The sequence below is a fragment of the Fimbriimonadaceae bacterium genome (assembly GCA_023957775.1).
Taxonomy (GTDB): domain Bacteria; phylum Armatimonadota; class Fimbriimonadia; order Fimbriimonadales; family Fimbriimonadaceae; genus JAMLGR01.
The window spans coordinates 1-13,719 of sequence record JAMLGR010000015.1 but is presented as its reverse complement, the minus strand read 5'-3'; the positions used below and the strand labels follow the sequence as shown (position 1 = coordinate 13,719).

Here is a 13,719-nt window from a genome sequence, read left to right as displayed (position 1 = left end):
GGACCCGTAAAGGGACCGGTGCTGCCACGCATACCCTTCGGTGCGATTCTTATATGAGGCTACGATCCACCGTTCGGTGCGATCTTAGCTGAGGCCATGCGTGCCATTGACCGGAGCTTCGAAGTTATGTCATCATTGCAAGTCGCGCGCTCTCTTGCGCGAGTGAATCTCATGTACGCGATTGTCAAGACCGGTGGTAAGCAGTTCAAGGCGGCCAAGGGCGAGACCCTGATCGTCGAAAAGCTCGAGGGCGAAGCGGGCACCAAGCTCGATTTGGCCGAGGTGCTCATGGTTTGCGACGGCGACAAGGTCACCGTCGGCGCCCCCTTCGTCAAAGGCGCGAAGGTCAAGGTCGAGATCGTGCGGCAGGGCAAGGGCCCGAAGATCGAGGGCTTCAACTACAAAGCGAAGAAGAACGAGCGCAAGCGCTGGGGACACCGCCAGCCGCAGACGCACCTTCGCGTGACCGACATCGTCGGCGGGTAACACGAAATGGCACATAAGAAAGGTCAAGGCTCATCGCGCAACGGTCGGGATTCCAAGCCGAAGATGCGCGGGATCAAGCGGTACGGCGGCGAGGTCGTGAAGGCCGGCAACATCCTCGTGCGCCAGTGCGGCACGAAGTTCCACCCCGGCACGAACGTGGGCTTGGGCCGCGATTTCACGCTGTACGCCATGGCCGACGGCCAGGTCAAGTTCGAGGGCCCCGACAAGCGGCGCCGCATCAGCGTCTACCCCTACCAGGCCAGCTAGTTTGGGAGCGCGGTTTCGGAGAGTCTGGGTGCCACGCCCGCTGGACGGGCGTGCCTTGTGACGCGGTCGCAGAAAGCCTCCGCACGCCCGCCAAGTCGGCGTGGACATCAAGGGTCTTGCGCCCGTTGAAAGCGCGGTTGAATCCGCGCACTCCCATAATGGACTTGCATGGCTGATCGCGTTTGCACCTACGACCCGCTGCACGAACTGATGGCGCGGTTCGAGAACGTGCGGGCGGCGGCGACCACCGGCGACCCGTTCGAGGGGCTCGGGATCGAAGACGCCCTCAAGAAGCACATCGTCGACGGGGTGAAGAAGGGGCTGGAAGGCCGTCTCGAGAAGGCGCTGGAGACCTACGAGCCGCTTGCGATCATCAACGACATCCTGCTGGACGGCATGAAGACCGTGGGCGAGCTGTTCGGGGCGGGGAAGATGCAGCTTCCGTTCGTGCTTCAAAGCGCCGAGGTGATGAAGGCCGCCGTGCGGCAACTCGAGCCGCTCATGGAGCGGGTCGAGGGGAGCGAGAAGGGCTCGATCTTGCTCGCGACCGTCGCTGGCGACGTCCACGACATCGGCAAGAACCTGGTGGACATCATCCTGAGCAACAACGGCTACCGGGTGGTGAACATCGGCATCAAACAGCCGATCCAGAACATCCTCGACAAGGCGGCCGAGCACCGCGTCCAGGTCATCGGCATGTCGGGCCTTCTGGTCAAAAGCACGGTGATCATGCGCGAGAACCTGCTGGAGATGAACCAGCGCGGCCTGTCCGGCTTTCCCGTGGTGCTGGGTGGCGCGGCGTTGACGCGCGGCTACGTCGAGCAGGATCTGCGCGCGCAGTACGAGGGGAAGGTGTTTTACGCGCAGGACGCGTTCGAGGGCCTGAAGCTCATGGGCGAGTTGTGCGGCGGGTCGGAGGCTCCGACGCCGGAGGTCGAGGTCGGCGAGGGACGCGTGGCCTCGCACCGGCTTCCCGATCTGGACCCGACGCTCTACGTGTTTGACGGTACGCGCAGCGAAGTGCAGCCCGTCGCGCCGCCGCCGCTTCCGTTTTACGGAGCGCGCCGCCACACCAAGTTCGATCTCTTCGAGGTGTACAAGTACATCAACCCCGTGGCGCTGTGGCGCGGTCAATGGCAGTTCAAGCGGCCCGACGGCATGGATAACCCCGCCTTCGACGCGTGGCTCGAGGAGCACGCGCGGCCCGTGTTCGAGCGGATGCAGCGCGAACTCGCGTCGGTGCTCAAACCCAAGGTGAAGTGGGGCTATTTCCCGTGCGCGTCGGAAGGGAACGACCTGGTCGTGTTCCACGAGGACGCGCGCACCGAACGCGTACGGTTCACGTTCCCCCGCCAGCGCGACGGCCGACGGCAGTGCCTGGCCGACTTCTTCCAGCCGCTGGGCTCGGAGACCGTGGACACCGTGGGCTTCCATTTGGTGACCGTCGGGCCGGACGTGTCGGTCTTGGAGCGCGAGCTGTTCGCCAAGGGCGAGTTCCAGGACTATCTCTACGTGCACGGCATGGGCGTCGAGACTGCCGAGGCGCTAGCCGAGTACTGGCACCTGCAGATTCGCCGGGAGATGGGCATCGCGGACACGGAGCCTGAGACGGTCAAGGGTCTGTTCGGCGCGAAGTACCACGGCTCCCGCTACTCGTTCGGCTACCCCGCGTGCCCGAATCTTGAGGACCAGGCGAAGCTCTTCGAGTTGCTGGAGCCGGAGGACATCGGGGTGGAGCTGAGCGAGGAGTTCATGCTTATGCCCGAACAGTCCACATCGGCGATCATCGTCCACCACCCCGAGGCGAAGTACTTCAACGTTCGCTAGCATTGTGGGAGTGCGCCGATGAAGAGACTGTCGCAAAACCCTGGGTGCCACGCCCGCTTGGCGGGCGTGCGGGGGCTTTCAGCTACAACCTTGAACTCACTCCCGTCCAGCGGGCGTGGCACCCGGAGCCCTTCACTGCAGTTTGCGACAGACTCTTGATCGGCGCTTTGCCTGGCCGGCTGGAGAAGTGAAAGCGCGGATAAAGTCCGCGCACTCCCAGAGGGGCTAGAATCGGTTATGCCCCGCGCCAGCAGTGCCTCCGAATCCTGGCGCGAGATGGTGCTTCGTTCCATGCCGCCCCCGGCTTGGCTGGACTCCGATGCTCCCCACGGCGATGTGGTGCTGAGCTCGCGCGCGCGGGTCATGCGGAACCTGAAGGGCCATCGCTTCCCGCACCACGCATCCGAGGCGGAGCTTCGCGAGATCCTCGAGCGGGTCGTGGCCGCGGCCGGCGGAGGATTCGACGTGCAGCGGCACGCGACGCAGGCCGAGCGCGACTACCTGGTGGGTAGCCGCTTGGCCTCGCACGACTTTCGGTGGAACGAGCCGGGCCGCGCGCTCCTGCTCGACCAGGAGCGCTCGCGCTGCGTGATGGTCAACGAGGAGGATCACCTTCGGGTCCAGTGCCTGAGCCCGGGCTGGTCCATCGATGCGGCGGATGCGCGGGTGCGAGAGACCCTCGACGGGTTGTCCCAAACGCTCGACTTCGCTTGGACGCCGGCGTTCGGTTACCTCTCGGCGAGCCCGTTCAACGCGGGCGAGGGGCGACGGCTGTCGGCGATGTTCCACCTCATCGGGTTGGCGCAGGGCAAGCGTCTGCCGTCGGTGCTGAAGGCGCTGGGAGCCCGCGGGCTGGCTGCAAGAGGGCTCTTCGGAGAGTCGAGCCGCGCGGTGGGCGCATTCGTCCAGGTGTCGATCTCCAGCGGCACCCGGGTGGAGTTCGTCGGTGCGTGCGAGTACCTGCTGCGGGAAGAGCGGGACGCGCGTTCGGAGATCGGGCGCGCGGTCCTCGAGGAGCGGGCGCGCCAGGCCGCGGAGTTCGCGATCGGCTCGCGCTCGATCGGGCTCGCGGACGCGCTGCGGGTGCTCGGCTGGGTGCGCTGGGCGGCGAGCGCGCAGTTGGAGGGCTTTCCCACAAGCCCGCGCGAGGTGGATCGCTGGCTCACGATGCTCGAGGTGCGCGGCAACTCGAACACCGAGGTGGCCGCCCGGGACAGGGCGGCGTTCCTCCGCAACCGAGTGGAGGGCTGATCTCTGGGAGTGCGCGCGCTTGCGCGCCGCCTTGTGTGACGCCGGACTTGTCCGGCCCTGCTCGCGTGCTGCCTTGAGTTTGTCCGGCCCGTGCTCGCGGCAAGCCGCTCGGGGTCAGGGCGACGAGCAAGCTCGCGCACTCCCAGAGGGGCGGCGAGCAAGCTTGCGCACTCCCAGAGGGGCGGGGAAAAGGTGTGCAAACCTTGTGGGTTGCATCACAACATGTCGTGGTGTATACTGAACATAAGCACAACATCTTGTGCTTCTTGCCATGAAATGCCCCTATTGCGGAAGTTGCGAGCAGAAGGTGCTCGACTCCCGCCCCGCCCGAGAAGGCGAGGCGATTCGGCGCCGTCGCGAGTGCGACGCGTGCGGTCGTAGATTCACGACGTTCGAGGCGCCCGAAAGGCCGCGGTTGTTCGTAGTGAAGCGCGGGGGCGCGCGCGAGGAGTTCAGCCGCGAGAAGGTGCTGGGCAGCATGCTGGTCGCGTGCGGCAAGCGCCCCGTTCCCATCGAGACCGTTCGCGCGGCCGCCGAGCGCATCGAGCGCGATCTGTTCACGGAGTTCGAGGACGAGGTGCCTTCGACCGAAGTCGGGGAGCGCGTGATGCAGGCGCTGATGGGCATCGACACCGTCGCCTACGTGCGGTTTGCAAGCGTGTACCGGGAATTCGCCTCGCTCAGCGATTTCCGGGAAATCGTCGAGTCCGTGAACGCGATCGGGACCGCTGCGGAGGGTCGTCGATGACACGCAAGCGATGGCGAGGGCGCCCGGCTGCCGTTTCAAACAAACCGCAGATTCGGGGCGCGCGATCGCCGCATTTTTCTGAGTCTTTCATGGGCCCTCGAGGGTCTGTATGGGAGCCGGTCGCGTTCGCGCGGCCAGGCGGACCCGAGCGGTGCGAGCCGCCGTCCGCCCCAAGCACCCGCCCCCACGGCTTGACCGTGCCGAGTCGGGCGAAGCTATCGATTTTTAACCTCGGAGGGAGGAAACAACAAGGATGAAGATCAGCCGGTACTACACCGCCGAAGGAAAGGATCCGTACGCCGGAATCCCCTTTGAACCGCGACGCAGCGAGATCCGCAACCCCGATGGGTCCACGGTTTTTCTGATGGAGAACGTGATGGTGCCCGCGCACTGGTCGCAGGTCGCCACGGACATCCTCGCCCAGAAGTATTTCCGCAAGGCCGGCGTCAAACAGGCCGATGGGACGGACGGCTCCGAATCCGACGCGCGGCAGGTGTTCCACCGGCTCGCCGGCTGCTGGCGCCAATGGGGCGAACAGCACGGGTACTTCGACACAGCCAAGGACGCCCAGGCCTTCTACGACGAGCTGTGCCACATGCTCGCCCAACAGGTCGCGGCCCCCAACAGCCCGCAGTGGTTCAACACGGGCCTGAACTTCGCGTACGACATCACCGGAACGCCTCAGGGCCACTTCTACGTCGATCCCAAGTCGGGCAAGCTCAAGCGAAGCGAGAACGCCTACGGCCGTCCCCAGCCGCACGCGTGCTTCATCCTCTCGGTGAAGGACGACCTCGTGAACGAGGGAGGCATCATGGACCTGTGGACGCGCGAGGCGCGCATCTTCAAGTACGGCTCCGGCGTGGGCACGAACTTCTCGAAGATCCGCGGCGAGAACGAGCGCCTGTCGGGCGGCGGCAAGTCCAGCGGCCTCATGTCGTTCCTGCGCGTCGGAGACCGCAGCGCCGGCGCCATCAAGTCCGGGGGAACCACCCGCCGCGCTGCGAAGATGGTGTGCCTCGACATCGACCATCCGGACGTCGAGCAGTTCGTGAACTGGAAGGTCGTCGAGGAGCAGAAGGTCGCGAGCCTGGTGACCGGCAGCCAGCTCAACCAGAAGCACCTCAACGCCATTCTTGCCTCATGCCGCACCGAAGGCGGGTCGATCAACGCCGACCCCCGCAAGAACGACGCGCTCCGCAAAGCCATTGCCGAGGCCAAGGCCTCGAACATCCCCCTGAACTACATCCAGCGCGTGCTGCAGCTCGCGACCCAGGGCATCACGTCGATCGAGTTCCCGACGTTCGACACCGGATACGAGAGCGAGGCCTACCTCACCGTCTCGGGCCAGAACTCGAACAATTCCGTTAGGGTGCCTAATGAATTCTTCCACGCGGTCGAGAGCGACGGCGAGTGGAACCTGACGTCGCGCCTCGACGGGCGGGTTGTGAAGTCCATGCCCGCCCGCGAGCTTTGGGGCGACGTCTGCAACGCCGCGTGGGCGTGCGCCGACCCCGGGATCCAGTACGACACGACGATCAACGAGTGGCACACGTGCCCGGCGGACGGGCGCATCAACGCGAGCAACCCGTGCAGCGAGTACATGTTCCTCGACGACACGGCGTGCAATCTCGCCTCGATCAACCTGATCAAGTTCCTCGATCCCAAGACGGGCTCGTTCGACCTCGACGGGTACCGCCATGCGATCCGGCTTTGGACGGCGGTGCTGGAGATCAGCGTGCTGATGGCGCAGTTCCCCAGCCCGGAGATCGCGCAGCTCAGCTACGACTTCCGCACCCTCGGCCTGGGCTACGCCAACCTCGGCGCGCTGCTGATGCAGATGGCGATCCCCTACGACAGCGAGCAGGGGCGAGCGATCGCGGGCGCCCTCACCGCGGTGCTCGGCGGCGAGTCGTACGCGACCAGCGCGGAGATGGCCGGCGAGCTGGGGCCCTTCCCCAAGTACGAGAAGAACCGCGAGTCGATGCTTCGAGTGATCCGCAACCACCGGCGCGCGGCGTACAACGCGCAGAAGGATCAGTACGAGGCCCTCTCGATCCTGCCCGTGGGGATCGATCCAGACGAGTGCCCGACCGAGATGCTCAAAGCCGCGCGCGAGGCGTGGGACCGGGCGGTCGAACTCGGCGAACAGCACGGGTTCCGCAACGCACAGGTCACCGTGCTCGCGCCGACGGGCACGATCGGGTTGATCATGGATTGCGACACCACCGGCGTCGAGCCGGACTTCGCGCTTGTGAAGTTCAAGAAGCTCGCGGGAGGCGGCTACTTCAAGATCATCAACCAGTCGATTCCCGTGGCGCTCAACACCCTGGGCTACGCCTCGGAGGAGGTCGACGAGATCGTGGCGTACTGCAAGGGGCACAAGACCTTTGCCGGCGCGCCGCACATCAACGAGAAGTCGTTGGCGGCCAAGGGCTTCACGCCGGAGATCATCGAGCGGCTGGAGCAGGGGCTTGAGAACGCGTTCGAGCTCAAATTCGTGTTCAACAAGTTCACGATCGGCGAGGCCTTCTGCCGGGACGTGCTCGGGATCACCGACGCGGAGATGAACGACTGGTCGTTCGACCTCCTGGGGCGGCTCGGTTTCACCAAGGCGCAGGTCGAGGCCGCCAACGAGTACGTGTGCGGCACGATGACGATCGAAGGCGCGCCGCACCTCAAGGCCGAGCACCTGCCGGTGTTCGACTGTGCGAACAAGTGCGGCAGCAAGGGCCGGCGCTTCATCTCGGCCGAGGGGCACATCCGCATGATGGCCGCGGTGCAGCCGTTCCTTTCTGGCGCGATCAGCAAGACGATCAACCTGCCGGGCGACGCGTCGATCCAGGCGATCGACGATGCCTACACCCTCTCGTGGAAGCTCGGCCTCAAGGCCAACGCGCTGTACCGGGACGGCAGCAAGCTGAGCCAGCCCCTCAACGCGTCGAGCGACGAGGCGGCGGCGGCCATCCTCGAGGCGTCGCTGGGCGATGAGGAGCCGGCGGTCGAAAACGAGGTGATGCAGACCGCGCAGAAGCTGGTGTACCGCTACATCGCGAAACGGCGGCTCATGCCGAACCGAAGGCGCGGGTACACGCAGAAGGCGCGTGTGGGTGGGCACAAGGTGTACCTGCGCACCGGCGAGTTCGAAGACGGCTCGCTCGGAGAGATCTTCGTCGACATGCACCGCGAGGGCGCGGCGTTCCGCTCGCTGATGAACTGCTTTGCGATCGCGATCTCCTTGGGGCTTCAGTACGGCGTGCCGCTCGAGGAGTTCGTCGACGCGTTCGTGTTCACCCGGTTCGAGCCCAACGGTTCGGTGCAGGGCCACGACAACATCAAGATGAGCACGTCGGTGATCGACTTCCTGTTCCGGGAACTCGCGCTCTCGTATCTGGGCCGCACGGACCTCGTGCAGGTCAAGCCCGAGGACCTTCGAGGCGACGCCGTGGGCACGCCTTCCCAACTCCCCGACTACGAGGAGGAGGAGGACCAAGGCACGTTCGAAGGCACGGCGCCCGGCAGCGCCACTGAGGACCACGAGGCCGCGGGTTTCGCGGTGGGCACCATCCAGGACACGCTTCCGTTCGAAGGCAACTCCAAGGCCGTGGGCAGCCCCACGTACCAGCTCGACACGCCCGGCACGCGCGTCGGATCGCCGGCCGGCGTGGCGGCGACGCGGGCGGTCGTCCCGCCCTCGTTGCTCGCGGACCAGATCCGCGAGGCGAAGATGAAGGGCTACGAAGGCGACCCGTGCGGCAACTGCGGCGCGTTCACGCTCGTGCGCAACGGCGTGTGCCTCAAGTGCAACACGTGCGGCGAAACGTCGGGGTGCAGCTAGGGGGGAATCGTGGTTTGTGGTTTGTGGTTAGGGGATGAGCTCGGCCATCAGGGGGCGGTGGTCGGAACCGGCATTGCCAAGGACGCGGGCGCTTAGGACCGTGCTGGACGGGCGGACGTACACGTAGTCGAGACGCGTGACCGGGCACACCGACGGGATGGTCCATCCCATGCCGACCCCTGCTTGTCGGAACGCGTCGCGGAGGCCCCGGGTCAGTGTGCTGTAAACCACCCCTCGGGGAGGGCCGTTGAAGTCTCCGCAAAGGACGACGGGCACGTCGGCGTCCACCTTGGCCAGCTCCCGAACGAGCTCTTCGGCCTGGCGCTCCCGGATGCGCGCCGTGGTTCGAAGATGCTCGGGCAGTTTGCCGATTTCAGGCGAAAGAAACCGGTCCCAGTTCAACGGATTGAGATGGACCGCCCCCACCAACAAAGGCTGATCGGGTCGCCCGTCCCGAAGGACTTCGGCGAAGATCGCCCACGTGTGGGTGGGCACTTTGAATTCGGACACCCAGCGCCTGCCGAGGGGCCACCGGGAGGCGATCGCCTGGTTGGCCACGCGGTACCAGTGGAACCCGGGCAAAGCGTCGACGACGAGCTTCGATTCGGAGCTGCGGTCGCCGAGAAAGGACGCCTCCTCGAACGCGACGACATCGGGAGCTTCCTTCCGGAGTAGGGCTGCGATCCGTTCGGCGCCCCCGTGATCGTGCTGGACGTTGAACGTGACCACCTTGACGGCTGCCGAGCGCTCGCGCGTCGCGTCGCAGGGAAGCAGGCCCCGCCAGCAGGGCGCACAAAGGTGGAGGGCGACCGTGGTCGCGCCGATCGAAATCCCTACCGCAGACAGGTCTCGGGCACGCCAAGCGAGGAGACCGACGATCCCCGCGGGCACGAAGAAGAGCACTTGGGGGAGGTGGAGGACCCACATCGAGCCCCAGGCATCTTCGGCAACGAATGTCTCAAGCCCGTAGGCAAGGAGGCAAACGAGCAGCACTCCCAACGCCCAACGCCGAATCCGATTCTTGGAGTCGGTCTTTTCGGAGGCCATGCCTCAAAGAACAGGGTCGGGGCGGATCCCGTTCCACCCCGACCCCGACAAACGACAAACGACAAACGACAAACGAACCCTTACTGCTTCGCTCCGTCCTTGATCCAAGCTTCGACCTTTGCGATCTCCTCTTCGGGGAGCGCGGACTGCATGAACGGCATCTGCTTGGCGCCATTGCCGCGCAAGGCCTTGACGAGCAGGCTTCCGGAGGGGTCCCCGGCCACAACGACCGGGCCCTCATCGCCACCCTTCATCACGGACTCGTAGGAGCGCAGATCGATGCCCTCCTTGGGCGAGCCCGCGCCGTGGCACTGGACGCAGCTCTTGTCGAAGATCGCCTGCACCTCCGCGTACGAAGCCATGGTGGCCCCGCCCTCGGGGGCCGGAGCCGCCGCGCTCGTTTCGTTCGGAGTCGTTGAGGTGTCGGGAGCAGGGGCGTTGTCGGACCCCGATCCACAGCCGGCAAGAAAGATCACAGCGCTCAGCGCCAGAAAGACGGTTCGTACCATGCCGATGAGCATACTGGAAAGCGCCGCCCAGAAGGGACCCGACACCGCAGGCCCAAGGCCCAAGGCCTAACTCCGTCGATCCCAGTCGGGGAAGAACCACAGGCTGTTGTCCGTGGGGTTCACGATCAGCTTGCCGCCCGAAAAGAGGCTGTTGATCGCGTTGCCGGTGCCCTCGGGAAAGCCCATGAAGCCGAAGATCGAGCTGAGTTCGGGCGAGACCAATTGCTGGCCCTCGAGCATGCCCTTCACGAACCAGGGGTCGGCGTGCAGGATCTGCAGGCGGACGGGCACCGGTGTCCGGCGCGGAAGCTGCTGGCCCGACGCGGCCGTCATCGAGGCCGCCGCTGCGATCGCAAGAACCCACTTCATGTGAGTGAAACGTCTCGTGGGCCCGCGGGTTTCACGCAAGGAACGCCAAGGGCGCAAGGGATTTGCGGGTTTCACGCAAGGAACGCCAAGGGCGCAAGGGATTCGCGGGTTTCACGCAAGGAACGCCAAGGGCGCAAGGGATTCGCGGGTTTCACGCAAGGAACGCCAAGACCGCAAGGGGATCGTAGGTTTCACGCAAGGAACGCCAAGGGCGCAAGGGATTTGCGCAGGGGTGCAGCTTGCGCCGCGGGCACTTAGCGTTCTTTGCGTTCCTTGCGTGCCACTCCCCCGCCGGGCCTTCGCCGGACCAGTAGACTGCGGTTCGTGGGTTTGAGGGTTGCGGCCGTGGCCTGGAGGCTGCGGAGGATACGGACGGAGACCGAGTTCGCCGACCATTTGCGCGAGTGCGTGGAGGCCGCCTGCGTGGGGGAGACGCAACTGGTGGTCCTGCCGGAGCTGTTCGTCCTGGAACTGCTCGGGGCCCTTGGAGAGGTGGCGGAGGGCAACGTCCCGAACGCGCTGGCCGAGTACGCGCCCCTCCTCGAAGCGTGGATTCAAACGCTCGCCAGGAGCCACGGAATCACGCTGGTGGGCGGCTCGCACTTTGCGAAAGGGGCGGGCGGCGTCGAGAACGTCTGCGTGACCGCCTCGCCGAACGGCAGCTCACGCCACCCCAAGAACCTCCTCACCCGATACGAGCGGGACGTGTGGGGGTTGGTTCCCGGGCAGATCCTGCGCACGAACCCGGAGCTTGGCCTCGGAGTCGCGATCTGCTACGACCTCGAGTTTCCAGGCTCGGTGCGGGCTCTTGCCGAGCACGGGGCCAGGGTTGTCGCGGCGCCCTCGTTCACGGAAACGAAGCACGGATACCACCGCGTGCGGCAAGCCGCGCATGCGAGGGCGCTCGAGAACCACGTGTTCGTCCTCCACGCCGCGCTCGTGGGATCGCTTGGCCGCGAGCCGGTTCCTTCGACGTACGGCAGCGCTGCGATCGTCGCGCCGAACCACCCTCCGTTCCCGGCCGACGGTGTCTTGGCGGCCACGCACGCCCATCGCGAGGAGATCGCCTTTGCGGAACTGGATCTCGAGGCGTTGGCGCGCACGCGGTCCGAAGGAACCGTGACGAACTGGGACGACCGGGGCCATGGGTGGGCCGTCGAGGTTTCACGCACACGCTGAGGCGCGGGGGAGGGGGAGTTTCACGCAAAGAACGCTAAGGGCGCAAGGGGGAGAGTTTCACGCAAAGAACGCTAAGGGCGCAAAGGGGGGGCGGGTGCCACGCCCGCTCGACGGGCGTGCGGCAGAGCACACGCAAAGAACGCTAAGGGCGCAAAAGGGGGGGGCGGGTGCCACGCCCGCTCGACGGGCGTGCGGCAGAGCACACGCAAGGAACGCTAAGGGCGCAAAAGGGGGGGCGGGTGCCACGCCCGCTTGACGGGCGTGCGGCAGAGCACCCGCAATGAACGGGGGCATACGGGGGGTGCATCCTGCGGGGCCCGGCCTTCGTACCTTCTGGGTGCGTGTCGCTTGCCTGCTTGTGGCCCTCTCGCTCGCGGCCTTGTCGCTGGGCGCCAAGTTCGAAACCGAGAGCTTCCACTCCTCGTACCAGCTCCTTCGCGACCGGACGGTCGAGATCGAGGAGACGATATCGGTGCGGTTCCTCGAGCGGCAGCACGGGTTGCTTCGAAACATCCCCTTCCGCACGCAAGGCGGTGGGAGGGTGCGCGAGGTCCGATACGACCTCCTCTCCACCGAGTTGAAACGCGGAGGGAGTTGGGCTCCGGTTCCGGCTCAGCAGTCGAATCAGGGCGGGGACTGGGCCCTTCGGATCGGAGATGCCAACCGGTGGGAAAGCGGGCGCGTGTCGTACCGCATCCGTTACCGCGTCCAAGGTGCCCTCACCCGCTTCGAAACCGACGCGAACATCGGTCCGCACGACGAGCTGTTCTGGAACGTCCTCCCCACAGATTGGCCGACGTCGATTCGCCAAGCGACCGTCGACGTCGGGTTTCCCAAGGTGGAGGGCTCCGTGCGCGCCCGAGTCCTTGTGGGCGCGCGCGGTTCTCGGGACGGCGGGGAACTCGAACGAGGCGGCAAGTTCGTCGGCAACGCACCGCTGGTCGACCTCAGCTACCCATCGCCCACCACGCTTCGGGTCCGCATCAAACGCACGCTCCAGCCGCACGAGGGCGCGACGCTCGTGCTGGGCCTCCCGCTCGAGGCCTTCGAAGCCCCACCCCCTCCGTCGTCCCATCCTGAAGGGCAGGGGGGCGACACCTCGGACCCCGCCGGGTTCATCCCCACCCCCGACCCCCTTCCGTACGAGCGATTGCCCTCCAATCCGCTTGGCTTTGTGATCCCTTTGATCCCTGCGGGACTCTTCTGGTGGCTGTACAAGGACCACTTCAAGCGCAACCCGGGACCTCTCGTCGTGCGATACGAAGCGCCGGAGGGGGTTGGCCCCATCGAGGCGGGGTACCTGATGGATGGGAAGGTGGATCCCGGCGATATCGTCGGGGCCATCGTGGGACTCGCCCAGAAGGGCGCCGGACGGCTGATCCACGCCGACGAGGGCATCCAGTTCGAAGTGGGCAGTTTGGAGGGCGCGAAGAACCTGACCCCTTCGGACCGGCGGCTGTTCGAGGCTCTGGAGCCCTTCGGCCCGATCGTGACGGCGGATCTGCTCGAGGGGGCGTTTGCCGAGTCGTACCGCGATCTGAACAACGGCGCGGGACGAGAGATGGCAGCGCGAGGATGGGCGCGGGCCAACCGCACCGAGGGCTGTGGGTGCATCGTGCTCTGCCTGGTCCTCTTCGTGGCGGCGTCGGCGGGCTTCTTGTTTGCGGGCTTGCCCGTCCTTCTTGGACTGGCGGCGGCCGTGGTTGTCGGGTTCATCGCCGTGGTTCGAACGGACCTGTTGACGCCCGAAGGCGCCAAGGTCCGACACGCCCTCCGCGGGCTGGAGGAGTTCATCGCGAGAGCCCACAAGAAAGAGTTGAACTACTTGGTCGATCGTGTTCCCGATCAGGCGCTCTTCGAGGAGCTCCTCCCGTTCGCGATCGCGTTCGGTCTCGTGGACGTGTGGACGCGGGCGTTCGACGGAATCGGGCTGCGCCAACCCGGCTGGTACGTCGGCCCCTACGACGGCTACTGGACGGCGACGCTGATGAGCGACTTGACCACGTTCCAAGATACGTGGTCGTCGGCCATCGCGCCGGTCACCTCCTACGGCTCAGGGTCCGGCTTCAGCTCGGGCGATTCCGGGTTTGGCGGCGGCTGGAGCGGCGGTGGCGGGGGATTCAGCGGTGGTGGATCGTCCGGGGGGGGGGGCGGCGGAGGAGGCGGGGGTAGCTGGTAGCCCCTTTGGGGGTGCCACGCCC

General features: G+C 66.0%; 11 protein-coding genes. 8 read left to right on the top strand and 3 right to left on the bottom strand.

The genetic code is table 11. From position 1 onward, the window contains the following. Positions 1 to 171: 171 nt before the first annotated feature. The 6 genes from rplU (at position 172) to M9921_12435 (ending at position 8,414) form a co-directional block, all read left to right on the top strand. On the top strand, positions 172 to 486 hold the full coding sequence (gene rplU, locus M9921_12460; GenBank protein MCO5297660.1) for a 50S ribosomal protein L21: 315 nt from the start codon (positions 172 to 174) through the stop codon (positions 484 to 486). A 6-nt stretch (positions 487 to 492) separates the two neighbouring features. Next, a complete protein-coding gene (rpmA, locus tag M9921_12455; protein ID MCO5297659.1) occupies positions 493 to 753 on the top strand; it encodes a 50S ribosomal protein L27 in 261 nt (86 codons plus the stop codon). Positions 754 to 921: 168 nt separating this feature from the next. After that, complete coding sequence (locus tag M9921_12450) at positions 922 to 2,580, top strand: B12-binding domain-containing protein (GenBank protein ID MCO5297658.1); 1,659 nt, start codon at positions 922 to 924, stop codon at positions 2,578 to 2,580. Positions 2,581 to 2,817: 237 nt separating this feature from the next. Next, positions 2,818 to 3,831 carry a hypothetical protein gene (locus M9921_12445; GenBank protein ID MCO5297657.1) on the top strand — a complete coding sequence of 338 codons (1,014 nt, stop codon included), beginning with the start codon at positions 2,818 to 2,820 and terminating at the stop codon, positions 3,829 to 3,831. Positions 3,832 to 4,102: 271 nt separating this feature from the next. Beyond that, entirely contained in the window at positions 4,103 to 4,579 is a 477-nt protein-coding gene (gene nrdR / locus M9921_12440; GenBank protein ID MCO5297656.1) for a transcriptional regulator NrdR, read from the top strand. Between the two features lie 253 nt (positions 4,580 to 4,832). After that, positions 4,833 to 8,414, top strand: coding sequence for a vitamin B12-dependent ribonucleotide reductase (locus M9921_12435; protein MCO5297655.1), 3,582 nt, complete (start codon positions 4,833 to 4,835; stop codon positions 8,412 to 8,414). 27 nt (positions 8,415 to 8,441) lie between these two features. Here the strand turns inward: M9921_12435 and M9921_12430 are convergent, their stop codons facing one another. The 3 genes from M9921_12430 to M9921_12420 all read right to left on the bottom strand — a co-directional run bounded on the left by M9921_12430 (position 8,442) and on the right by M9921_12420 (position 10,339). Beyond that, complete coding sequence (locus tag M9921_12430) at positions 8,442 to 9,461, bottom strand: endonuclease/exonuclease/phosphatase family protein (protein ID MCO5297654.1); 1,020 nt, start codon at positions 9,459 to 9,461, stop codon at positions 8,442 to 8,444. Positions 9,462 to 9,541: 80 nt separating this feature from the next. Continuing rightward, on the bottom strand, positions 9,542 to 9,970 hold the full coding sequence (locus M9921_12425) for a c-type cytochrome (protein MCO5297653.1): 429 nt from the start codon (positions 9,968 to 9,970) through the stop codon (positions 9,542 to 9,544). A gap of 66 nt (positions 9,971 to 10,036) precedes the next feature. Beyond that, complete coding sequence (locus M9921_12420; protein MCO5297652.1) at positions 10,037 to 10,339, bottom strand: hypothetical protein; 303 nt, start codon at positions 10,337 to 10,339, stop codon at positions 10,037 to 10,039. A 324-nt stretch (positions 10,340 to 10,663) separates the two neighbouring features. Here M9921_12420 and M9921_12415 point away from each other — a divergent pair, with 324 nt between their 5' ends. Beyond that, the gene (locus M9921_12415; protein ID MCO5297651.1) at positions 10,664 to 11,518 is read left to right on the top strand and encodes a hypothetical protein; all 855 of its coding nucleotides are present in this window, start codon (positions 10,664 to 10,666) and stop codon (positions 11,516 to 11,518) included. Between the two features lie 337 nt (positions 11,519 to 11,855). Beyond that, entirely contained in the window at positions 11,856 to 13,697 is a 1,842-nt protein-coding gene (locus tag M9921_12410) for a DUF2207 domain-containing protein (protein MCO5297650.1), read from the top strand. The last annotated feature ends 22 nt before the right edge of the window (positions 13,698 to 13,719 follow it).